The following is a 22,876-nucleotide window of genomic DNA, read 5'->3' as shown; positions in this document are numbered from 1 at the left end:
GGAGGGGGGAGGGGGAGGGCCCAAGGAGACAACGCGCGCTTGTGAACGAAGGGTCAAGCAAGCGTTCACCCCCCCGCCACCCCTGCGAGTGAGCCGCTATAACACGTCAACCTGACGCCCGGAAATTTGCCACTGTCGGAGCATAGTTGATATAGGAGCACGGCTCTGACCTGCCGCTTCACAGGTAAATGCGACTGGTTGTGACCATTTGACTGCTTTGCGTTGACAAAACTGGGCACGTTCGCATTCGCCCCCATTTCAAGGGTGTCGTAGATCACAAAGATCCCGGCGAACTGCGTGTCGCAGATCACAAGCCGACAGGCATAGGATGCGCTCGTTCCAGGCTTTGTGAACTGCCTCACATGAGGTGGATCTCGGGAACTGGAGCGCGGGTTCACCTCAGTGTGACCCGCCGGTTCCGATCTGCAGTCAAGGACGACTGGACGGAGGGAGCGGGGGCTATGAATGCCTACGCGCCGATCCTCGTACTCGGTGCCATCGCGGCGGCGTTCGCGGTCGGCTCCGTCGTGATGGCCTCACTCACCGGCCCCAAGCGCTACAACCGGGCCAAGTTGGAGGCGTACGAGTGCGGCATCGAGCCGACCCCGCAGCCCGTGGGCGGCGGTCGGTTCCCGATCAAGTACTACCTGACGGCGATGCTCTTCATCGTCTTCGACATCGAGATCGTCTTCCTCTACCCGTGGGCGGTGACGTTCGACTCGCTCGGGATCTTCGGGCTGGTCGAGATGCTCCTGTTCATCGCCACGGTCTTCGTCGCCTACGCCTACGTCTGGCGGCGCGGCGGCCTGGAGTGGGACTGAGCGCGGGGCCGCCCGCCCGTCGGAGGTCCGTCCACCCGCCGGAGGCCCGCTCGCGGGTCGGCCTCGGCGACCCCTTGTGAACGAGTGAACGAGTGGACGAGCCGACCAGGCGAACGCCCCCGACCCGGGTATCCGACCCGGCCCGGGCACCCGACCCGACCCGGGCGCGCCGCCCCCGACCGGACGAAAAAGCCAGAACCGGCCGATGAACCACCGGACTTGAGGCATTGAGAGGGATCTGATGGGAATCGAGGAGAAGCTGCCGAGCGGCTTTCTGCTCACGACCGTGGAGACGGCCGCCGGCTGGGTGCGCAAGGCGTCACTCTTCCCGGCCACGTTCGGCCTGGCCTGCTGCGCGATCGAGATGATGACCACCGGCGCCGGCCGCTACGACCTGGCCCGGTTCGGCATGGAGGTCTTCCGCGGCTCCCCCCGGCAGGCCGATCTGATGATCGTCGCGGGCCGGGTGAGCCAGAAGATGGCCCCGGTGCTGCGCCAGGTGTACGACCAGATGGCCAACCCGAAGTGGGTCATCTCGATGGGCGTCTGCGCCTCCTCCGGCGGGATGTTCAACAACTACGCGATCGTGCAGGGCGTCGACCACATCGTCCCGGTGGACATCTACCTGCCCGGCTGCCCGCCCCGCCCGGAGATGCTGATGGACGCCATCCTGAAGCTGCACGACAAGATCCAGCACGAGCCGCTGGGCGTGAACCGCCGCCGGGCCGAGGAGCTCGGCGAGGCGCTCGCCCTGCAGGCCACCCCCATCAGCGAGATGAGGGGGCAGCTGCGATGAACGACCAGGTACCCGAGACCCGCCGCGAGCAGCCGGTGCGCGAGATCCCGGTCGAGGTGGTCGGCCGCCGCCAGGGCATGTTCGGCGCCCAGGGCAGCGGCGACACGTCCGGTTTCGGCGGCCTCGCCGCGCCGGTCGTGTTGCCCGGCCCGAGCGAACGCCCGTACGGGGGCTGGTTCGACGAGGTCGCCGACGAGCTGGAGGGCGCCCTGGAGGAGCAGGGCCTGGATCCGGCCGACGTGATCGAGCGGACGGTCGTCGACCGCGGCGAGCTGACCTTCCACGTCGAGCGCGAGCACCTGCTGCGCACGGTCCGCGTGCTGCGCGACGACCCGGCGCTGCGCTTCGAGCTGTGTCTCGGCGTGAGCGGCGTGCACTACCCCGGCGACAAGGGCCGCGAGCTGCACGCGGTCTACCACCTGCGCTCGATCACCCACGGCCGCCTGATCCGCCTGGAGGTCACCGCGCCGGACGCCGACCCGCGCGTCCCGTCGGTGGTGAGCGTCTACCCGACCAACGACTGGCACGAGCGCGAGGCCTACGACTTCTTCGGCCTGGTCTTCGAGGGCCACCCGGCGCTGACCCGGATCATGATGCCGGACGACTGGCTGGGCCACCCGCAGCGCAAGGACTACCCGCTCGGCGGCATCCCCGTCGAGTACAAGGGCGCCCAGATCCCGGCACCCGACCAGCGGAGGTCGTACAGCTGATGAACACTCAGCACTACGAAGAAGCCCACGAAGAAGCCCGCGAAGAGTCCCGTACGGACCCTCGTACGGACCCCCGCACGGACGCCCAGGCCGAGGCCCAGGCCGACACCCACGCCGGGTCCCGCGAGACCACCGAGGGCCGCGTCTTCACCGTCACCGGCGGCGACTGGGGCGAGGTGGTCGAGGCGGTCGCCCGGGCGGACGACGAGCGCATCATCGTCAACATGGGCCCCCAGCACCCGTCCACCCACGGCGTGCTGCGGCTGATCCTGGAGATCGACGGCGAGACGGTGAAGGAGGCTCGCTGCGGCATCGGCTACCTGCACACCGGCATCGAGAAGAACATGGAGGTCCGCAGCTGGGTCCAGGGCACCACCTTCGTGACCCGCATGGACTACCTGACGCCGCTGTTCAACGAGACCGCCTACTGCCTCGCGGTCGAGAAGCTGCTCGGCATCACCGCCGACGTCCCGGACCGGGCGAGCGTCATCCGCGTGATGATGATGGAGTTGAACCGGATCTCCTCGCACCTGGTCTGCCTGGCCACCGGCGGCATGGAGATCGGCTCCACCACCCTGATGATCTACGGCTTCCGGGACCGCGAGCTGATCCTGGACGTCTTCGAGCTGGTCACCGGCCTGCGCATGAACCACGCGTACGTGCGCCCCGGCGGCCTCGCCCAGGACCTGCCGCCGGGCGCCGTCGACCAGATCCGCGAGGCGGTCAAGCTGCTGCGCTCCCGGATGCACGAGTACGACAAACTCGCCACCGGCAACCCGGTGTTCAAGGCGCGCCTGGTGGACGTCGGCTTCCTGGACCTGGCCGGCTGCCTGGCCCTCGGCGCCACCGGCCCGATCCTGCGCGCCACCGGCCTGCCGCACGACCTGCGCAAGACCGAGCCGTACTGCGGCTACGAGGACTACGACTTCGAGGTCGCCGTCGCGGACACCGCCGACTCCTACGGCCGCTTCCTGATCCGCCTGGAGGAGATGCGCCAGTCGCTGCGGATCGTCGAGCAGTGCCTGGAGCGGCTGCGCCCGGGCCCGGTCATGGTGGCCGACAAGAAGATCGCCTGGCCGGCCCAACTGGCGGTCGGCCCGGACGGGATGGGCAACTCGCTCGACCACATCCGCAAGATCATGGGCACCTCGATGGAGGCCCTGATCCACCACTTCAAGCTGGTCACCGAGGGCTTCCGGGTCCCGGTCGGCCAGGCGTACGCGGCGGTCGAGTCGCCCAAGGGCGAGCTGGGCGTGCACGTGGTGAGCGACGGCGGGACGCGCCCGTACCGGGTCCACTTCCGGGATCCGTCGTTCACCAATCTGCAGTCGATGGCGGCGATGTGCGAGGGCGGCCAGGTCGCCGACGTGATCGTCGCGGTGGCCGGGATCGACCCGGTGATGGGAGGCGTGGACCGGTGACCAATGTCGAGCTCGGACTGCCGGCGCTGCCGGCGAAGCCGTACCCCGAGGAGGTGCGCGCCCGGCTGGCCGCGGACGCCGCGGAGCTGATCGGCCGCTACCCGGTGGCCCGTTCGGCGTTGCTGCCGCTGCTGCACCTGGTGCAGGCCGAGGAGGGCTTCGTCAGCCCGACCGGCATCCGGTTCTGCGCGGAGCAGCTGGACCTGACGACCGCCGAGGTCACCGCGGTCGCCACGTTCTACACGATGTACCGGCGGCGCCCGGCCGGGAAGTACCACGTCGGGGTGTGCACCAACACGCTGTGCGCGGTGCTCGGCGGAGACCAGATCTTCGAGGAGCTGCAGGAGCACCTGGGGATCCGCAACAACGAGACGACCGCCGACGGCGAGGTCTCGATCGAGCACATCGAGTGCAACGCGGCCTGCGACTACGCCCCCGTGGTGATGGTCAACTGGGAGTTCTTCGACAACCAGACCCCGGAGAGCGCCCGGCGGCTGGTGGACGACCTGCGCGCGGGCCGGGAGGTGCGGCCGACGCGCGGCGCCCGGCTGTGCGGGTTCAAGGAGACGGCCCGCATCCTGGCGGGCTTCCCCGACGAGCGCCCGGGCGCCAACGACGAGTCGGGTGCGGGCGGCGGGCCGTCGCTGGTGGGGCTGCGCCTGGCGAGGGGCGAGGCTCTGCCCGGCAGCGGCGGCACCAGGGTGGTCTCCCCGCGCCAAGAGGAGCCCGACCGCCCAGAAACCGGCCAGCACGACACCGACCGCACAGAAACCGACCGCGCTGAGCCCGACCGCGCAGAAACCAACAACGCAGAAACCGGCCACCAGGACCACGACCACAACGACCCCGGCCAGGAAGGGACCGAAGCGTGATGACCTCCGCCGAGCCGGCCGAGAAGCTGCTCACCCCCGTCCTGTCGGCCTCCTGGGACGACAGCCGCCCGTGGACGCTCGCCACCTACCGCCGCCACCACGGCTACGAGGGCCTGAAGGCGGCCCTCGCGATGCCTCCGGACGACGTGATCGCCCTGGTCAAGGACGCCGGCCTGCGCGGCCGCGGCGGCGCCGGCTTCCCGACCGGCATGAAGTGGCAGTTCATCCCGCAGAACGACGGCAAGCCGCACTACCTGGTGGTGAACGCGGACGAGTCCGAGCCGGGCACCTGCAAGGACATCCCGCTGCTGTTCGCGAACCCGCACTCGCTCATCGAGGGCATGATCATCGCGTCCTACGCGATCCGCTGCGACCACGCCTTCATCTACCTGCGCGGAGAGGTCGTCCCGGTGCTGCGGCGCCTGCACGCCGCAGTCGCCGAGGCGTACGAGGCGGGGCTGCTCGGCCGGAACATCATGGGCTCGGGCGTGGACCTCGACATCACCGTGCACGCCGGCGCCGGCGCCTACATCTGCGGCGAGGAGACGGCGCTGCTGGATTCGCTGGAGGGCCGCCGCGGCCAGCCGCGCCTGCGTCCGCCGTTCCCGGCGATCGCGGGCCTGTACGCGTGCCCGACGGTGGTCAACAACGTGGAGTCGATCGCCTCGGTGCCGCCGATCCTGGCCCGGGGCAAGGAGTGGTTCAAGGGCCTGGGCACCGAGAAGTCCCCGGGTTTCACGCTCTACTCGCTGTCCGGCCACGTGACCAACCCGGGCCAGTACGAGGCGCCGCTGGGCGTCACGCTGCGCCAGCTGCTGGACCTGAGCGGGGGGATCCGCGCGGGGCACCGGCTGAAGTTCTGGACGCCGGGCGGCTCGTCGACCCCGATGTTCACCGACGAGCACCTGGACGTCCCGCTGGACTACGAGGGCGTCGGCGCGGCCGGGTCGATGCTCGGCACGAAGGCGCTGCAGGTGTTCGACGAGACGACCTGCGTGGTGCGGGCCGTCACCCGCTGGACCGAGTTCTACGCGCACGAGTCGTGCGGCAAGTGCACGCCGTGTCGCGAGGGCACCTACTGGCTGGTCCAGTTGCTCAAGCGGATCGAGGCCGGCGAGGGCGTCGAGGGGGATCTGGACAAGCTCCTCGACATCGCCGACAACATCAACGGCAAGTCGTTCTGCGCCCTGGGCGACGGCGCGGCGAGCCCGATCGTGTCCTCGCTCCGGCACTTCCGGGCCGAGTACGAGCAGCACCTGGCCGAGCGCCGCTGCCCGTTCGACCCGGCCGCGTCCACCGTCTGGGCCGACGGGTCCCGCCCCGGCCACCAGTCCGCCACCGAGAGGGAGGTGCACGCGTGACGATCACAGAGCCAAACGCCTCCGGGACCGCGGTCGAACTGGTCACGCTCACCATCGACGGCGTCGAAGTGCAGGTCCCCAAGGGGACGTTGGTGATCCGGGCCGCCGAGGCGATCGGCACCCAGATCCCGCGCTTCTGCGACCATCCGCTGCTGGATCCGGCCGGCGCGTGCCGGCAGTGCATCGTGGAGATCGAGGGCCAGCGCAAGCCGGTGGCGTCCTGCACGATCCCGGTGGCCGAGGGCATGGTGGTGCGCACGCAGCTGAGTTCGCCGGTGGCGGAGAAGGCGCAGCGCGGTGTGATGGAGCTGTTGCTGATCAACCACCCGCTGGACTGCCCGGTGTGTGACAAGGGCGGTGAGTGCCCGTTGCAGAACCAGGCGATGTCCAGTGGCGCGGCGGACTCGCGCTTCGACGGGATGAAGCGGACTTACGCCAAGCCGCTGCCGATCAGCAGCCAGGTGCTGCTGGACCGGGAGCGTTGCGTCCTGTGCGCGCGGTGCACGCGGTTCTCGCAGCAGATCGCGGGGGATCCGTTCATCGATCTGGTGGAGCGCGGTGCGTTGCAGCAGGTGGGGACGGGGCAGGGGGACGATTTCGAGTCGTACTTCTCGGGGAACACGATCCAGATCTGCCCGGTCGGGGCGCTGACGTCGGCGGCTTATCGTTTCCGCTCGCGTCCGTTCGACCTGGTGTCGTCGCCGAGTGTGTGCGAGCACTGTTCGGCGGGGTGCGCGCAGCGTACGGATCACCGTCGGGGCAAGGTGTTGCGCCGGCTGGCGGGTGAGGACCCGGCGGTGAACGAGGAGTGGAACTGCGACAAGGGCCGGTTCGCGTTCCGTTACGCGCAGCAGCGGGACCGGTTGTCGACTCCGCTGGTGCGGGTGGACGGCGAGCTGGTGGCGGCCTCGTGGCCGGAGGCGTTGGCCCGGGCGGCCGAGGGTCTGCGCGGTGCGCGGGCGGGTGTGCTGGCCGGTGGCCGGGTGACGGTGGAGGACGCGTACGGGTACGCGAAGTTCGCGCGGGTGGTGCTGGGCACGAACGACGTGGACTTCCGGGTGCGTGCGCACAGCGGTGAGGAGGCGGACTTCCTGGCCGCGGCCGTCGCGGGGCGCGGTGTGGACGTGGACGGCGGGGGCGTCACCTACGAGCAGCTGGAGCAGGCGCCGGCGGTGCTGCTGGCGGGTCTGGAGCCGGAGGAGGAGTCGCCGATCGTCTTCCTGCGGTTGCGGAAGGCGAGTCGCGCCAGGGGCCTGAAGGTGTATGCGGTGGCGGCGTTCGCGTCGCGGGGTCTGGCGAAGCTGCGCGGTGCGCTGCTGCCGGCGGCGCCGGGTACGGAGCCGGAGTGGTTCGGGGCGTTGGCGGCGGACGAGCCGTTGAGCGACGAGGCGGGGCAGGCGGCGGAGCTGTTGCGCCGGCCGGGTGCGGTGATCCTGGCGGGTGAGCGGCTGGCCGCGATCCCGGGGGCGCTGACGGCGGTGCTGCGGTTGTCGCACGCGACGGGGGCGAGGGTCGCCTGGGTGCCGCGCCGGGCCGGTGAGCGGGGTGCGGTGGAGGCGGGTGCGCTGCCGGGGCTGCTGCCCGGTGGGCGTCCGGTGGCCGCTCCGGCGGCGCGGGCGCAGGCGGCGGCGGTGTGGGGCGTGGCGGAGCTGCCGTCGCGGGTGGGCCGGGACACGGACCAGATCCTGGCGGCGGCGGCGCGCGGTGAGCTGGACGCGCTGCTGGTCGGCGGGGTGGATCCGGATGATCTGGCGGATCCGGTGCTGGCGGACGAGGCGTTGGCGGCGGTGCGGTTCGTGGTGTCGCTGGAGTTGCGTCCGTCGGCGGTGACGGCGCGCGCGGACGTGGTGTTGCCGGTGGCGGCGGTGGCGGAGAAGGCGGGCACGTTCCTGGACTGGGAGGGTCGGGTGCGGATGTTCGAAACCGCGCTCAAGGCGGACCAGTTGATGGGTCGCCATCTCCATTCCGACCTTCGCGTGCTGAACATGCTGGCGGATGCGCTGGGGCACCGGCTGGGTCTGCCGGACGTGCGGGCGGCGCGGCTGGAGCTGGACCGGTTCGCGCCGTGGGCGGGGGACCGGGCGGCCGATCCGGCCGCGCACCCGGGTCTGCTGCCGCGTCCGGCGACGGGGCAGGCGGTGCTGGCGGGCTGGCGGCAGCTGCTGGACAACGGTTCGTTGCAGGAGGGTGATCCGCATCTGGCGGGCACCCGGCACCGGGCGGTGGCCCGGATCTCGCCGGTGACGGCGCGGGAGGTCGGTGCGCGGCAGGGCGGTGCGCTGCGGCTGACGGGTCCGGCGGGTTCGCTGACGCTGCCGCTTGAGGTGACCGAGTCGTTGCCGGACCGCACGGTGTGGATCCCGCTGAACTCGACTCCGGGTGGTGCGCACCGCACGCTCGGGACGGCCGTCGGCCATCTGGTCACGATCGCCGCGACCGAGGCCGTTCCGGCCGTTCCCGCCGCTGCGGGGACGGGCGCCGAAGGGGAGGACCGATGACCAGTCCGCAGCCGTACGAGATGCTCCGGTTCTTCGGGCACGACCCGTGGTGGCTGGTGTTGCTGAAGGCGGTGTTCTGCTTCGGCTTCCTGGTGTTGACGGTGCTGATCGCCATCGTGTGGGAGCGCAAGGTGGTGGCCTGGATGCAGTTGCGCATCGGGCCGAACCGGCACGGTCCCTGGGGTCTGCTGCAGTCGCTGGCGGACGGCGTGAAGCTGGCACTGAAGGAGGACCTCGTCGTCAAGGGGTCGGACAAGGTGGTGTACATCCTTGCTCCGATCGTGTGCGCGATCCCGGCGTTCATGGCGTTCGCGGTGATCCCGTTCGGGCCGGCCGACAACGAGGTGTCGGTCTTCGGGACCCGGACGGCGCTGCAGCTGACGGACTTCCCGGTGGCGCTGCTGTACATCCTGGCGACGGCGTCGGTGGGCATCTACGGGATCGTGCTGGCGGGCTGGTCCTCCGGTTCGACGTACCCGCTGCTGGGCGGGCTGCGCTCGTCGGCGCAGATGATCAGCTACGAGATCGCGATGGGCCTGTCGTTCGCGGCGGTGTTCATCTACTCGGGGTCGATGTCGACGTCGGAGATCGTGGCGCAGCAGCATTCGACGTGGTTCGCGGCGCTGTTGCCGGTGTCGTTCATCGTGTACATCGTCGCGATGGTCGGTGAGACGAACCGGGCGCCGTTCGACCTGCCGGAGGCCGAGGGCGAGCTGGTGGGCGGGTTCAACACCGAGTACTCGTCGCTGAAGTTCGCGATGTTCATGCTGGCCGAGTACGTGAACATGGTGACGGTGTCGGCGGTGGCGTCGACGCTGTTCCTGGGCGGCTGGCGGGCGCCGTGGCCGGTGTCGGTGTTCTGGGCGGGGGCGAACCACGGCTGGTGGCCGATGCTGTGGATCACGCTGAAGATCCAGTTGCTGCTGTTCTTCTTCATCTGGCTGCGCGGCACGCTGCCGCGGTTGCGCTACGACCAGTTCATGAAGCTGGGCTGGAAGGTGCTGATCCCGGTCTCGCTGGTGTGGTTGGTGCTGATCGCGAGCGTGCGGGCGCTGCGCAACGAGGGGTACGGCTTCGGCGAGGTGGTGCTGTACGTGGGGGCGCCGGTGGGCGTGATCCTGCTGCTGGTGCTGCTGCGGGACTTCGTGCGCAAGGAGCCGGAGCCCGAACCGGAGCGCCCGGAGGGCGAGTTCGACCCGATGGCGGGCGGGTACCCGGTGCCGCCGCTGCCGGGCCAGGTGCTGCCGCCCGTTCCGCGCCGGCGCAGCCGGGCGCCGAAGCAACTCCAGGACGCCCTGAACGGGTCCGACCATTCCGAGGGGAGCTGATCCGCGATGTCGTCCGACCACACGGACCGTCCGGAGAGGACCGACCGGCCGTCGGTCCTGGGTCCGGCCGCCGGTTTCGGCGTGACGTTCCGGGCCATGTTCAAGAAGCGGCTGACGGAGCAGTATCCGGAGGAGAAGAAGCCGACGGCGCCGCGCTTCCACGGCCGTCACCAGCTGAACCGGCATCCGGACGGGCTGGAGAAGTGCGTGGGCTGCGAGTTGTGCGCGTGGGCGTGCCCGGCCGACGCGATCTACGTCGAGGGCGCGGACAACCGGGACGAGGAGCGGTACTCGCCCGGTGAGCGCTACGGCGCGGTGTACCAGATCAATTACGCGCGCTGCATCCTGTGCGGGCTGTGCATCGAGGCGTGTCCGACGCGGGCGCTGACGATGACGAACGAGTACGAGCTGGCGGATTCGTCGCGCAAGGACCTGATCTTCACCAAGGAGCAGCTGCTGGTGGGGCTGTCCGAGGGCATGGTCGATTCGCCGCACGCGATCTTCCCGGGCGCCGACGAGGGCGCGTACTACCGGGGTGAGATCACGGCGGCGGCGCCGGGGACGGTTCAGCAGGAGCGCACCGACCGGGAGAAGGAGGTGCGGCCGTGACGACGTTCCTGGCGGAGGCGGCCGGGCGGACCTCGACGGGTGAGGCCGTCCAGTTCTGGGTGCTGGCGGTGATCGCGGTCGGCGGTGCGCTCGGCATGGTGCTGATGCGCAAGGCGGTGCACAGCGCGCTGTGCCTGGCGGCGACGATGCTGGCGCTGGCGGTCTGTTACATGGCGCAGGGCGCGCTGTTCCTGGGCGTGGTGCAGGTGGTGGTGTACACCGGCGCGATCATGATGCTGTTCCTGTTCGTGGTGATGCTGGTCGGCGTCACGAGCGAGGACTCCCTGAGGGAGCAGCTGAAGGGCCAGCGGTTCGCGGCGGTGCTGTGCGGGCTGGGCTTCGGGGTGCTGCTGGTCGCGGGGATCGCGAACGCGAAGCTGGACCACTTCACGGGCTTGCAGGGCGCGAACGCCGAGGGCAACGTGCAGGGGCTGGCGCGGCTGATCTTCACCAAGTACGTGTGGGCCTTCGAGGTCACCGGCGCGCTGCTGATCACGGCGGCGGTCGGGGCGATGGTGCTGACGCACCGCGAGCACGTGAAGGCGCCGAAGACGCAGCGCGAGCTGGCGGCGCAGCGGGTGCGGGACAACATCCAGGTGCCGCCGCTGCCGGCGCCGGGCGTGTACGCGCGGCACAACGCGGTGGACGTGCCGGGGCTGCTGCCGGACGGCACGGTGGCCGAGGACTCGGTGATGGCGACGCTGCGCGAGCGCGGGCAGGTGCGGGACGTGAGCCAGGAGATGCTGCGCCGGATGGCGGAGCTGGAGAACACGACGGCGGACTGGCTGGGACGGGCGCCGTCGGAGCGGCCGGCGGTGACCGGTCCGCGCAGGTCCCTGGAGCCGGTGCCGAATCACGAGGCCGAGGAGGACGCGGAGTGAATCCGGTCAACTACCTGTATCTGTCGGCCCTGTTGTTCACCATCGGCGCGGCCGGGGTGCTGATCCGGCGCAACGCGATCGTGCTGTTCATGTGCGTGGAGCTGATGCTGAACGCCTCGAACCTGGCGCTGGTGACGTTCTCGCGGCTGCACGGCACGCTGGACGGCCAGATCATCGCGTTCTTCACGATGGTGGTCGCGGCGGCGGAGGTCGTGGTGGGTCTCGCGATCATCGTCTCCATCTTCCGGACCAGGCACTCCGCTTCGGTCGACGACAGCAATCTGATGAAGCTGTAGGCGGAGGGCCTCGGTGAACTCTCTCATTCCGCTGCTGGTGGCTGCCCCGCTGGCCGGCGCAGCCCTGCTGCTGCTCGGCGGGCGGGCGCTGGACCGGTTCGGCCACTGGCTGGCCACGGCGCTCGCCGCGCTCTCGTTCGGCTTCGGCCTGGCGCTGTTCTCGGACATGCTCGGCCGTGACGGCGAGCACCGGGCGGTGACGAAGCACCTGTTCAGCTGGGTGCCGGTGAACGGCTTCCAGGCGGACGTCTCGTTCCGGCTGGACCAGCTGTCGATGACGTTCGTGCTGCTGATCACGGGTGTCGGCACGCTCATCCACCTCTATTCGGTCGGCTACATGGCGCACGACGAGCGCCGCCGCCGCTTCTTCGCGTATCTGAACCTGTTCCTGGCCGCCATGCTGCTGCTGGTGGTCGCGGACAACTACCTGCTGCTGTACTTCGGTTGGGAGGGCGTGGGGCTCGCGTCCTACCTGCTGATCGGGTTCTGGCAGCACAAGCCGAGTGCGGCGACGGCGGCGAAGAAGGCGTTCATCGTCAACCGGGTCGGCGACATGGGCCTGTCGATCGCGATCATGCTGATGTTCGTCGAGTTCGGCTCCTTCGCGTTCGATCCCGTGTTCGGCGGGGTGAGCCGGGCGAGCGAGGGCAAGCTGACGGCGATCGGCCTGATGCTGCTGCTGGCGGCCTGCGGCAAGTCGGCGCAGGTGCCGCTGCAGTCCTGGCTCGGCGACGCGATGGAGGGCCCGACCCCGGTGTCGGCGCTGATCCACGCGGCGACGATGGTGACCGCCGGCGTCTACCTGATCACCCGGTCCGCGGCGATCTTCAACCTGGCGCCGGACGCCCAGACCGCCGTGGTGGTGGTCGGCGCGGTCACGCTGCTGTTCGGTGCGGTCGTCGGGTGCGCGAAGGACGACATCAAGAAGGCGCTGGCCGGGTCGACGATGTCGCAGATCGGCTACATGATCCTCGCGGCGGGCCTCGGCCCGATCGGCTACGCCTTCGCGATCATGCACCTGGTGACGCACGGCTTCTTCAAGGCCGGGCTGTTCCTCGGCGCCGGGTCGGTCATGCACGGCATGGACGACGAGGTGAACATGCGCCACTACGGCGGCCTGCGCCGGTACATGCCGGTCACCTTCGTCACCTTCGGCCTCGGCTACCTCGCGATCATCGGCTTCCCCGGGCTGTCCGGCTTCTTCTCCAAGGACAAGATCATCGAGGCGGCGTTCGCCAAGGGCGGCACCGAGGGCTGGATCCTCGGCCTATGCGCGCTGACCGGCGCGGCCGTCACGGCGTTCTACATGACGCGCGTGATGGTGCTGACGTTCTTCGGCGAGAAGCGCTGGCAGCCTGACGCGGAAGGCAACCTCCCGCACCCGCACGAGTCGCCGAAGACGATGACGGTCCCGATGGTGCTGCTGGCCTTCGGCTCGGTGTTCGCGGGCGGGCTGTTCGCGCTGAACGACTCCTTCCTCACCTGGCTGGAGCCGGTCACCGGCCACGCCGAGGGGAACTCGCCGCTCGCGCCGCTGACCGTCACGCTGCTGACCACCGCGTGCATGCTGGCCGGCGTCGGCCTCGCGTACGCGATGTACGGGCGGGGCTCCGTCCCCGTGGTGGCGCCGGTCGGCTCCCCGCTCACCCGGGCCGCCCGCCGGGACCTGCTCCAGGACGACTTCAACCACGCCGTCCTGGTGCGGCCGGGCTCGGCGCTCGCCGCGACGCTCGTCTACTTCGACAGCCGCGGCCTGGACGGCTTCGTCAACGGCCTGGCCGCCACGATCGGCGGGATCTCCGGGCGGCTGCGGCGGGTCCAGAACGGCTTCGTTCGCTCCTACGCGCTCTCCATGTTCGGCGGCACGCTGGTGCTGGTCGCCACGACTCTCCTGATGAGGTCCGTGTGATGGACAGGATTTCCACAACGCGCGGGGGAGGGGAAGCATGAGTGTCCTCCTGACCGCCACGTGTGCCGTCCCGGCGGCCGGCGCGGTGCTGACCGCCGCGCTGCCCGCCGGGTCCACCGAGGCCCGGCGCACCACGACCAAGGCCGTCGCCCTCGGCACCTCGGCCGTCGCGCTGGCCCTGGCCGCCCTGGTGGCCGTGCGGTTCGACCCGCACGGCGACCGCTACCAGCTGACCGAGTCCCACAGCTGGATCCGCTCCTTCGGCATCACCTTCTCGCTCGGCGTGGACGGCATCGGCGCGGTGCTGGCCCTGCTGACCGCCGTCCTCGTGCCGGTGATCATGCTGGCCTCCTGGCACGACGCCGACCCGGCCCCGGCCGGGCCCGACGGCACGTTCGAGAACCGCCGCCGCACCCAGGGCTTCTTCGCCCTGATCCTGGCCGTGGAGGCGATGGTCCTCGTCTCCTTCTACGCCACCGACGTCTTCGTGTTCTACGTGTTCTTCGAAGCCATGCTGATCCCGATGTACTTCCTGATCGGCGGCTTCGGCGATCGGGCCGGCGGCCCCGACTCGGCGCGCCAGCGCTCCTACGCGGCCGTCAAGTTCCTGCTGTACAACCTGCTCGGCGGCCTGGTGATGCTCGCCGCCGTGATCGGCCTGTACGTGATCGCGCAGGACCAGGGCCTCGCGACCTTCGACCTGCCGACGCTCGCCTCGGCCGTCGCCGACGGCAAGCTGCAGTTCAGCGGCACCGCCTCCAAGGCGCTGTTCCTCGGCTTCTTCTTCGCCTTCGCGGTGAAGGCCCCGCTGTGGCCGCTGCACACCTGGCTGCCGAACGCGATGGGCGAGGCCACCGCCGGCACCGCCGTGCTGATCACCGCCGTGGTCGACAAGGTCGGCACCTTCGCGATGCTGCGCTTCTGCCTCGGCCTGTTCCCCGACGCCTCGAAGACCTTCGCCCCGGCGATCCTCGTGCTGTCGGTGATCGGGATCATCTACGGCGCGCTGCTCGCGGTCGGCCAGAAGGACATCAAGCGCCTGGTCGCCTACGCGTCGATCTCGCACTTCGGCTTCATCATCATGGGCATCTTCGCGCTGACCAGCCAGGGCCAGAGCGGCGCCACCCTCTACATGGTGAACCACGGCATCTCCACCGCCGCGTGGATGCTGGTGGCCGGCTTCCTGATCTCGCGCCGCGGCTCGCGGCTGATCGCCGACTACGGCGGCGTGCAGAAGGTCGCCCCGGTGCTCGCCGGGACGTTCCTGCTCGGCGGCCTCGCCACCCTGTCGCTGCCCGGCCTCGCCCCGTTCGTCAGCGAGTTCCTCGTCCTGGTCGGCACGTTCACCCGCTACCCGGCGATCGGCATCGTCGCGACCTTCGGCATCGTGCTGGCCGCGCTGTACGCGCTGCTGCTCTACCAGCGCACGATGACCGGTCCGGTGAAGGCGGAGGTCAGCGGCATGCCGGACCTCAAGGCCCGCGAACTGGCCGTCGTCGCCCCGCTGGTGGCGCTGACGATCCTGCTCGGCGTCTACCCCAAGCCGCTGACCGACATCGTCAACCCGGCGGTGAACGCGACGCTCTCGCAGGTCCACGAGACCGACCCGGCGCCGGCCCACCCGGTCGCCGCCACCTCAGGAGGTGAGCAGAAGTGAGCACCACCGGCATGCTCGCCGCCGCCGGCGGCTCCACCCCGAGCATCCCCGCGCCGCACCTCGAGTACGGCCAACTCTCCCCGATGCTGGTGGTGTTCGGCGCCGCCGTGGCCGGCGTCCTGGTCGAGGCCTTCGTGCCCCGCCGCTTGCGCCACTGGACCCAGGTCGTCCTCGCCCTGACCGGCCTCGCCGGCGCGTTCACCGCGATCGTGGTGCTCGCCGCCCAGGGCCACGGCACCACCAGGATGGACCTGCTCGCCATGGAGTCGGTGGCGATGGACGGCCCCGCGCTGTTCCTCCAGGGCGTGATCGTCCTGGTCGCCGCCGTCGCCGTGCTGACGTACGCCGAGCGGCGCCTGGAGCCCAAGGCCGGCGGGCAGCCGGCCGACGCGTTCGCCGCGCAGGCCGCCGCCACCCCCGGCGGCGAGCAGGAGCGGGCCGCGGTCCGGGCCGGCTTCGCCACCAGCGAGGTGTTCCCGCTGACCCTGTTCGCCGTCGGCGGCATGCTGCTCTTCCCGGCCGCCAACGACCTGCTGACGATGTTCGTCGCGCTGGAGGTCTTCTCGCTGCCGCTGTACCTGCTGTGCGCGCTGGCCCGGCGCCGCCGGCTGCTCTCCCAGGAAGCGGCCGTCAAGTACTTCCTGCTCGGCGCCTTCGCCTCGGCGTTCTTCCTGTTCGGCACCGCCCTGCTGTACGGCTACGCGGGCAGCGTGAAGCTCGGCGACATCGCCGACGTCATCTCCGGCAAGGCCATGACCAACCCGGCGCTGCTCAGCAGCACCCGCACCGACGCGCTGCTGCTCATCGGCCTCGCGATGCTCGCCGTCGGCCTGCTCTTCAAGGTCGGCGCGGTGCCGTTCCACGCCTGGACCCCGGACGTGTACCAGGGCGCGCCGACCCCCGTCACCGGGTTCATGGCGGCCGCCACGAAGGTCGCGGCCTTCGGCGCGTTCCTGCGCCTGTTCTACGTCGCCTTCCCCGGACTGCGGCTGGACTGGCGGCCGGTGCTGTGGGGCGTCGCGATCCTCACCATGGTGGTCGGCGCGGTGCTCGCGGTCACGCAGCAGGACGTCAAGCGCCTGCTCGCCTACTCCTCGATCGCGCACGCCGGGTTCATCCTCACCGGCGTCATCGCCACCAACAAGCAGGGCCTCGGCTCGGTGCTGTTCTACCTGCTCGCGTACTCCTTCGTGACGCTCGGCGCGTTCGCGGTCGTCACCCTCGTGCGCGACTCCAAGGGCGAGGCGACCCACCTGTCCAGCTGGGCCGGCCTCGGCCGGCGCTCCCCGCTGGTCGCGGCGGTGTTCGCGCTGTTCCTGCTGGCCTTCGCCGGCATCCCGCTGACCTCCGGGTTCACCGGGAAGTTCGCGGTGTTCCAGGCCGCGGCGGCCGGCGGCGCGACGCCGCTGGTCATCGTCGGTGTGCTGAGCTCGGCGGTGGCCGCGTTCTTCTACATCCGGGTCATCGTCCTGATGTTCTTCTCCGACCCGCAGCCCGGCGGCCCGACCGTCGCCATCCCGAGCGCCTTCACGGCGACCGCGATCGGCATCGGGGTGCTCGTCACCCTCACCCTCGGGCTGCTGCCGCAGTACTTCCTGGACCTCGCCTCGAAGGCCGCGCTCTTCGTCCGCTGAATCCAGGACACCCCCGCAGCGTCCGGGCCGCCCCCCGAGGGGAGCGGCCCGGACGCGGTATTCCCCCCATCGGCCCGATGGCGCAGCGGCCTTTATTTCCAGCCGCATTGACATCCGGCGCCCGAGTGCTTCCGCAGCCGCCCTGACCTGGGACTCCGGCCCGATCATGACAGGATCCGCACGCCCGTGCAGTGATCCACTCGTGACCGGATACCCTGCCTTATGGCCAGCGGCGGCACTCAGGGACCGGGCCGCCAGATCGACCAGGGACAGAGGAGTGGTCTTCGTGACCGTCGTGGGACCCTTCGGGCTCAGCGTGCAGGACCGCGACCTGACCCGGGACGTCCAGGCCGGACTGGACGCGGTGGAGGCGGCGCTGGCCGAGGCCGTCAAGAGCGACGTCCCGTTCATCACCGTCACCGCCAGCCACCTGATCGAGGCCGGCGGCAAGCGCTTTCGCCCGCTGCTCCTGCTGCTGTCCGCCCAGTTCGGCGACCCCGGCGCGCCCGGCGTCGTGCCGGCCGCGGTCGTCGTCGAGCTCACCCACCTGGCCACGCTCTACCACGACGACGTCATGGACGAGGCCCCGGTGCGCCGCGGCGCCCCCAGCGCCAACTCCCGCTGGGACAACTCGGTGGCCATCCTCACCGGCGACTTCCTCTTCTCCCGCGCCTCCCAGGTGCTCGCCGACCTCGGCCCCGAGGCCGTCCGGCTGCAGGCCGACGCCTTCGAGCGCCTGGTGACCGGCCAGATCCTGGAGACCCGCGGTCCCGGTCCCGATGGCGACCAGCTCGCCCACTACCTGGCCGTGCTCGCCGGCAAGACCGGATCGCTGATCGCCGCCTCCTGCAAGATAGGAGCGCTGATGGCCGGCGCCGAGGCGCGCGTGGTCGACATCCTCAGCGAGTTCGGCGAGCGCATCGGCATCGCCTTCCAGCTCGCCGACGACGTCCTCGACATCGCCAGCGACGGCCACGAGTCCGGCAAGACCCCCGGCACCGACCTGCGCGAGGGCGTGCCGACCCTGCCGACCCTGCTCCTCCAGGGCATGCCCGCCGACCCCGCCGACCCCGAGGACACCCGGCTGCGCGAACTGCTCGCCCAGGACCTCGCCGACGACGACCTGCACGCCGAGGCGCTGCGCCTGCTGCGCCGCCACCCGGCGCTGGAGCTCGCCCGCCGCGAGACCCTGCGCCAGGCGGAGGAGGCCCGCGCCCTGCTCGCCCCGCTGCCGCGCTGCGCGGCCAAGGACGCCCTCGAAGCCCTCTGCGACTCGGTGGCCATCCGCACCATGTGACGCTCCCCGGCCGGGCCGTGCGCCCGGCCGCGGGCCCGGGCCGCCGATCGGGCTGTCGGTCGGTCCGTGGACCGGTCCGTGGGCCGGTCCTGGGCGGGCAACCCCCGGCGCGCCGGCGCCCCGATAGGGAAGACTGGCCCCGTCAGCTCACCCCTGCCGGGAAGGTCGCCATGCGCCGCGTCGTCATCGCCGAGGACTCCGTACTGCTGCGGGAGGGCCTGACCCGGCTGCTCACCGACCGCGGCCTGGAGGTCGTCGCGGGGGTCGGGGACGGCGACGCCCTGCTGAAGACCGTCCACGACCTCGCCGCCGCCGGCGACCTGCCCGACGTCGTCGTCTCCGACGTGCGGATGCCGCCCTCGCACACCGACGAGGGCCTGCGCGCCTGCGTCGAGCTGCGCGCGCGCTACCCGCAACTGGGCGTGCTGGTCCTGTCGCAGTTCGTGGAGGAGCGCTACGCCTCCGAACTCCTGGCCGGATCCACCCGGGGCGTCGGCTACCTGCTGAAGGACCGCGTCGCCGAGGTGCGCGAGTTCGCCGACGCGGTGCTGCGGGTCGCCGAGGGCGGCACCGCGCTCGACCCGGAGGTCGTGCAGCAGCTGCTCAGCCGCAGCCGCAAGGGCGACGTCCTGGCCAACCTGACCCCGCGCGAGCGCGAGGTGCTCGGCCTGATGGCCGAGGGCCGCACCAACGCGGCGGTCGCGCGCCAGCTCGTGGTCTCCGACGGCGCGGTCGAGAAGCACGTCAGCAACATCTTCCTCAAGCTCGGCCTGGCCCAGAGCCCCGAGGACCACCGCCGGGTGCTCGCCGTGCTCACCTACATCAACTCCTGACCGGGCGCGCGGCCGGAATGATCTCCGGCCGTCGAGCGTTGACGCTGCTGTGGGCGTCCACCGGTCATTTCCCGCCGCACGCGGGAGTTCCGGTCCCGGCCGTGTGAGCGCGCATAGGATGCCAGAGGTGCACCAGGCGGACGGGGCACAGGGTCACGCCCGCGGTGGCGTGCCCACGAGGAGGTCCGCGGCAGTGACCAGTCAGGTCGATCAGTCAGAGGCAGTGGACGGCTCGGACGGCGACGAGAACCGCTCGGGTCCCGGTGACGGCCGCCCCGGTGACGGCCGCCCCGGCGCGGCCGTGCCGGCCAGTGCGCAGGGCAGACACGGCAAGCCGGTCCGCCGCCTGGACCGGGTGATCATCCGGTTCGCCGGCGACTCCGGCGACGGGATGCAGCTGACCGGTGACCGGTTCACCTCCGAGACGGCGTCCTTCGGCAACGACCTCTCCACCCTGCCGAACTTCCCCGCCGAGATCCGGGCCCCCGCCGGCACCCTGCCGGGCGTCTCGTCCTTCCAGCTGCACTTCGCCGACCACGACATCCTGACCCCGGGCGACGCCCCGAACGTCCTGGTCGCGATGAACCCGGCCGCCCTCAAGGCGAACCTGGCGGACCTGCCGCGCGGCGCCGAGATCATCGTCAACACCGACGAGTTCACCAAGCGCGCCCTCGCCAAGGTCGGCTACGCCGCGGATCCGCTCGGCGACGGCTCGCTGGAGGCCTACCACCTGCACAAGGTGCCGCTGACGTCGCTGACGCTGGAGGCGCTCAAGGACAGCGGCCTGGCCCGCAAGGACGCCGAGCGCGCGAAGAACATGTTCGCCCTCGGCCTGCTGTCCTGGATGTACCACCGGCCCACCGGCGGCACCGAGACGTTCCTGCGCAGCAAGTTCGCGAAGAAGCCGCAGATCGCCGAGGCCAACATCAGCGCGTTCCGGGCGGGTTGGAACTTCGGTGAGACGACGGAGTCCTTCGCGACCTCCTACGAGGTGGCGCCGGCGAAGCTGCCGCCCGGCCGCTACCGCAACATCTCCGGGAACCTGGCGCTGTCCTACGGCCTGATCGCCGCGGCCCGGCGCTCCGGGCTGCCGCTGTACCTCGGCTCGTACCCGATCACCCCGGCCTCGGACATCCTGCACGAGCTCAGCAAGCACAAGAACTTCGGCGTGCGGACGTTCCAGGCCGAGGACGAGATCGCCGGTATCGGCGCGGCGCTCGGCGCGGCCTTCGGCGGCGCGCTCGGCGTGACGACGACCTCGGGCCCGGGCATCGCGCTCAAGAGCGAGACGATCGGCCTGGCCGTCTCGCTCGAACTGCCGCTGCTGGTCGTGGACATCCAGCGCGGCGGCCCGTCCACCGGCCTGCCGACCAAGACCGAGCAGGCGGACCTCCTCCAGGCGATGTTCGGGCGCAACGGCGAGGCCCCGGTGCCGATCGTCGCCCCGGCCACGCCCGCCGAGTGCTTCGACGCGGCGCTGGAGGCGGCCCGGATCGCCGTCACCTACCGCACCCCGGTGTTCCTGCTCTCGGACGGCTACCTGGCCAACGGCTCGGAGCCGTGGCGGATCCCCGAGGTGGACGAACTCCCGGCGGTCGACCCGGACTTCGCGACCGGGCCGAACCGCGAGGACGGCGCCTTCTGGCCCTACCAGCGGGATCCGAAGACGCTCGCCCGCCCGTGGGCGCTGCCCGGCACCCCCGGCCTGGAGCACCGCATCGGCGGCATCGAGAAGCAGGACGGCACCGGCAACATCTCCTACGACCCGGCCAACCACGACTTCATGGTCCGCACCCGGCAGGCCAAGGTGGACGGCATCGCGGTGCCGCCGGCCGAGGTGGACGACCCGAGCGGCGAGGCCCGGGTGCTGGTCCTCGGCTGGGGCTCGACGTACGGGCCGATCACGGCGGCGGTGCGCCGGGTGCGGGCCGACGGCGGCGAGATCGCCCAGGCGCACCTGCGCCACCTGAACCCGTTCCCGGCCAACCTGGGCACGGTGCTGCGCAGTTACGACAAGGTCATCGTCCCGGAGATGAACCTCGGCCAGCTGGCGCTGCTGCTGCGCGCCAAGTACCTGGTGGACGCGGAGTCCTACAACCAGGTGCGCGGGCTGCCGTTCAAGGCGGCGCAGCTGGCGGACGTGCTGTGGGCGGCGATCGGCACCCTGGACGAGGAGGACCACCGATGAGCGACCAGTTCCCCTCCCTTCGTCTGGTGCCGAAGGCGGACGCGCCGCAGAGCGCCAAGGAGTTCAAGACCGACCAGGAAGTGCGCTGGTGCCCGGGCTGCGGGGACTACGCGATCCTGGCGGCGGTGCAGTCGTTCATGCCGGAGCTCGGGATCAGGCGGGAGAACACCGTCTTCGTCTCGGGCATCGGCTGTTCGTCGCGGTTCCCGTACTACATGAACACCTACGGGGTGCACTCGATCCACGGGCGGGCGCCGGCGATTGCGACGGGTCTGGCGTCCTCGCGGCGGGACTTGAGCGTGTGGGTGGTGACGGGTGACGGCGACGCGCTGTCGATCGGCGGCAATCACCTGATCCACGCGCTGCGCCGGAACGTCAATCTGAAGATCCTGCTGTTCAACAACCGGATCTACGGCCTGACCAAGGGCCAGTACTCGCCGACCAGCGAGCTCGGCAAGATCACCAAGTCGACGCCGATGGGTTCGCTGGACGCGCCGTTCAACCCGCTGTCGCTGGCGATCGGCGCGGAGGCCTCGTTCGTCGCGCGGACGATCGACTCCGACCGCCAGCACCTGCAGTCGGTGCTGCGGGCGGCGGCGCAGCACGAGGGCACGGCGCTGGTGGAGATCTACCAGAACTGCAACATCTTCAACGACGGCGCGTTCGAGGTGCTGAAGGAGCCGGGCACGCGGGACGAGGCGCTGATCCGGCTGGAGCACGGCGCTCCGGTGCGTTTCGGGGCGGACGGCGGCCAGGGCGTGTTCCGCGGGGCGGACGGCGAGCTGTTCACGGCGGCGGTGACGCCTTCGACCGAGGGTTCGCTGATCGTGCACGACGCGCACGCGGACAGTCCGGCGGCGGCGTTCGCGCTGTCGCGGATCGCCGACGCGGACACGCTGCACCACACGCCGATCGGGGTGCTGCGGGACGTGCGGCGGCCGGTGTACGACGAGTTGATGGAGAGCCAGCTGGCGACGGCGGTGGCGCACCGCGGCCCCGGCGACCTCGCGACGCTGCTCGCGGGCAACGACACGTGGACGGTCGGCTGACGCGTTCCGCGCGTGTGACGGCGCTCCCTCGGCCAGGCCGGCCGAGGGGGCGCCGTCGTGTGGGCCCGCCGCCTTACTGGCGGTCCCACTCCACGATCTCGATCATGACCCCGTTCGGGTCGGCGACCTGGAACAGCTTCTCGCCCCACGGCTCCTGGCGCAGCTCCATGGTGATCTTCACGCCCTCGCCGCGGAGCCGCTCCTGCTCGGCGGCGGCGTCGGTGACGGTGAACGCGAGGATGACGCCGGCCGCGGTGTCGTCGCGGTAGCTCTCCGGCAGGACGTCGATGCCGCGCCGGAGGAACACCACGTTGACGCCCCCGCCGGGGTGGCCGAGCGAGACGAACCCGTCGGCGGACATCAGCTCGGTGTAGGCGAAGTGCTGCCGGAGGAAGGCGGCGGACGCGGAGACGTCCGGGACGGTCAGGGAGACGACGGAGTCGGTGATCTGCACGGCGGTGGACCTCTCCTCGGAACGGGCGCACGGTTATCCCGTACGCAGTACACTATACATAGTACGGAGTAAGTTCCAAGGGGTACTTCCACGAGGTACTTCCAAGGGGGCCGGAAAGCCCGAAGGCGGGACTCCCGGGTGGGAGCCCCGCCTTCGGCGCGGTGGGTGGCGGTGCGTCAGTAGACGCAGGGGATGCCGCCGTCGGAGGTCGCGTCGACCCCCGGGCCCTGCATCGGCAGGTTGGCGGGCGGGTGGTGCGGGG

General features: G+C 70.9%; 19 protein-coding genes. 18 read left to right on the top strand and 1 reads right to left on the bottom strand.

Annotation, left to right across the window (positions count from 1 at the left end):
• Window positions 1-461 precede the first annotated feature (461 nt).
• From AB0O00_RS10205 to AB0O00_RS10120, 18 genes are all read left to right on the top strand, one after another.
• A complete protein-coding gene (locus tag AB0O00_RS10205) occupies window positions 462-821 on the top strand; it encodes an NADH-quinone oxidoreductase subunit A (RefSeq protein WP_188306789.1) in 360 nt (119 codons plus the stop codon).
• 241 nt (window positions 822-1,062) lie between these two features.
• Complete coding sequence (locus AB0O00_RS10200) at window positions 1,063-1,617, top strand: NADH-quinone oxidoreductase subunit B (protein WP_196952813.1); 555 nt, start codon at window positions 1,063-1,065, stop codon at window positions 1,615-1,617.
• The gene (locus AB0O00_RS10195) at window positions 1,614-2,327 is read left to right on the top strand and encodes an NADH-quinone oxidoreductase subunit C (RefSeq protein WP_363650086.1); all 714 of its coding nucleotides are present in this window, start codon (window positions 1,614-1,616) and stop codon (window positions 2,325-2,327) included. The genes AB0O00_RS10200 and AB0O00_RS10195 overlap by 4 nt, the downstream gene beginning before the upstream one ends.
• Window positions 2,327-3,748: an NADH-quinone oxidoreductase subunit D gene (locus AB0O00_RS10190; RefSeq protein ID WP_363650085.1), complete on the top strand. Its 1,422-nt coding sequence runs from the start codon at window positions 2,327-2,329 to the stop codon at window positions 3,746-3,748. The genes AB0O00_RS10195 and AB0O00_RS10190 overlap by 1 nt, the downstream gene beginning before the upstream one ends.
• The gene (gene nuoE, locus AB0O00_RS10185; protein ID WP_363650083.1) at window positions 3,745-4,620 is read left to right on the top strand and encodes an NADH-quinone oxidoreductase subunit NuoE; all 876 of its coding nucleotides are present in this window, start codon (window positions 3,745-3,747) and stop codon (window positions 4,618-4,620) included. The genes AB0O00_RS10190 and nuoE overlap by 4 nt, the downstream gene beginning before the upstream one ends.
• Entirely contained in the window at window positions 4,620-5,981 is a 1,362-nt protein-coding gene (gene nuoF, locus AB0O00_RS10180) for an NADH-quinone oxidoreductase subunit NuoF (protein ID WP_363650081.1), read from the top strand. The genes nuoE and nuoF overlap by 1 nt, the downstream gene beginning before the upstream one ends.
• The gene (locus AB0O00_RS10175; RefSeq protein ID WP_363650079.1) at window positions 5,978-8,479 is read left to right on the top strand and encodes an NADH-quinone oxidoreductase subunit G; all 2,502 of its coding nucleotides are present in this window, start codon (window positions 5,978-5,980) and stop codon (window positions 8,477-8,479) included. Before nuoF ends, AB0O00_RS10175 begins: the two co-directional genes overlap by 4 nt.
• Entirely contained in the window at window positions 8,476-9,807 is a 1,332-nt protein-coding gene (nuoH, locus tag AB0O00_RS10170) for an NADH-quinone oxidoreductase subunit NuoH (RefSeq protein ID WP_363650077.1), read from the top strand. Before AB0O00_RS10175 ends, nuoH begins: the two co-directional genes overlap by 4 nt.
• A gap of 6 nt (window positions 9,808-9,813) precedes the next feature.
• Window positions 9,814-10,416, top strand: coding sequence for an NADH-quinone oxidoreductase subunit NuoI (nuoI, locus tag AB0O00_RS10165; protein ID WP_359962611.1), 603 nt, complete (start codon window positions 9,814-9,816; stop codon window positions 10,414-10,416).
• Entirely contained in the window at window positions 10,413-11,297 is an 885-nt protein-coding gene (locus tag AB0O00_RS10160) for an NADH-quinone oxidoreductase subunit J (RefSeq protein ID WP_363650075.1), read from the top strand. Before nuoI ends, AB0O00_RS10160 begins: the two co-directional genes overlap by 4 nt.
• Entirely contained in the window at window positions 11,294-11,593 is a 300-nt protein-coding gene (nuoK, locus tag AB0O00_RS10155) for an NADH-quinone oxidoreductase subunit NuoK (protein ID WP_195911268.1), read from the top strand. The genes AB0O00_RS10160 and nuoK overlap by 4 nt, the downstream gene beginning before the upstream one ends.
• 13 nt (window positions 11,594-11,606) lie before the next feature.
• A complete protein-coding gene (gene nuoL, locus AB0O00_RS10150; RefSeq protein WP_363650073.1) occupies window positions 11,607-13,502 on the top strand; it encodes an NADH-quinone oxidoreductase subunit L in 1,896 nt (631 codons plus the stop codon).
• Window positions 13,503-13,539: 37 nt separating this feature from the next.
• Window positions 13,540-15,159, top strand: a complete 1,620-nt coding sequence (locus AB0O00_RS10145; RefSeq protein ID WP_363650071.1) for an NADH-quinone oxidoreductase subunit M — start codon at window positions 13,540-13,542, stop codon at window positions 15,157-15,159.
• 11 nt (window positions 15,160-15,170) lie between these two features.
• Complete coding sequence (nuoN, locus tag AB0O00_RS10140) at window positions 15,171-16,793, top strand: NADH-quinone oxidoreductase subunit NuoN (protein ID WP_363650088.1); 1,623 nt, start codon at window positions 15,171-15,173, stop codon at window positions 16,791-16,793.
• 286 nt (window positions 16,794-17,079) lie between these two features.
• Complete coding sequence (locus tag AB0O00_RS10135; protein ID WP_363650069.1) at window positions 17,080-18,090, top strand: polyprenyl synthetase family protein; 1,011 nt, start codon at window positions 17,080-17,082, stop codon at window positions 18,088-18,090.
• Between the two features lie 170 nt (window positions 18,091-18,260).
• Window positions 18,261-18,923, top strand: coding sequence for a response regulator transcription factor (locus AB0O00_RS10130; protein WP_363650067.1), 663 nt, complete (start codon window positions 18,261-18,263; stop codon window positions 18,921-18,923).
• 193 nt (window positions 18,924-19,116) lie between these two features.
• Complete coding sequence (locus AB0O00_RS10125) at window positions 19,117-21,111, top strand: 2-oxoacid:acceptor oxidoreductase subunit alpha (protein ID WP_363650065.1); 1,995 nt, start codon at window positions 19,117-19,119, stop codon at window positions 21,109-21,111.
• Window positions 21,108-22,160: a 2-oxoacid:ferredoxin oxidoreductase subunit beta gene (locus tag AB0O00_RS10120; protein ID WP_363650063.1), complete on the top strand. Its 1,053-nt coding sequence runs from the start codon at window positions 21,108-21,110 to the stop codon at window positions 22,158-22,160. Before AB0O00_RS10125 ends, AB0O00_RS10120 begins: the two co-directional genes overlap by 4 nt.
• Window positions 22,161-22,233: 73 nt before the next feature.
• On the opposite strand, the gene AB0O00_RS10115 is transcribed toward AB0O00_RS10120, so the two are convergent.
• Window positions 22,234-22,614, bottom strand: coding sequence for a VOC family protein (locus AB0O00_RS10115; protein ID WP_363650061.1), 381 nt, complete (start codon window positions 22,612-22,614; stop codon window positions 22,234-22,236).
• Between the last annotated feature and the right edge of the window lie 262 nt (window positions 22,615-22,876).

This window comes from Kitasatospora sp. NPDC093558, assembly GCF_040683475.1.
Taxonomy (GTDB): domain Bacteria; phylum Actinomycetota; class Actinomycetes; order Streptomycetales; family Streptomycetaceae; genus Kitasatospora.
The sequence above is the reverse complement of the archived record's forward strand: the minus strand, read 5'-3'. Positions and strand labels throughout refer to the sequence as shown.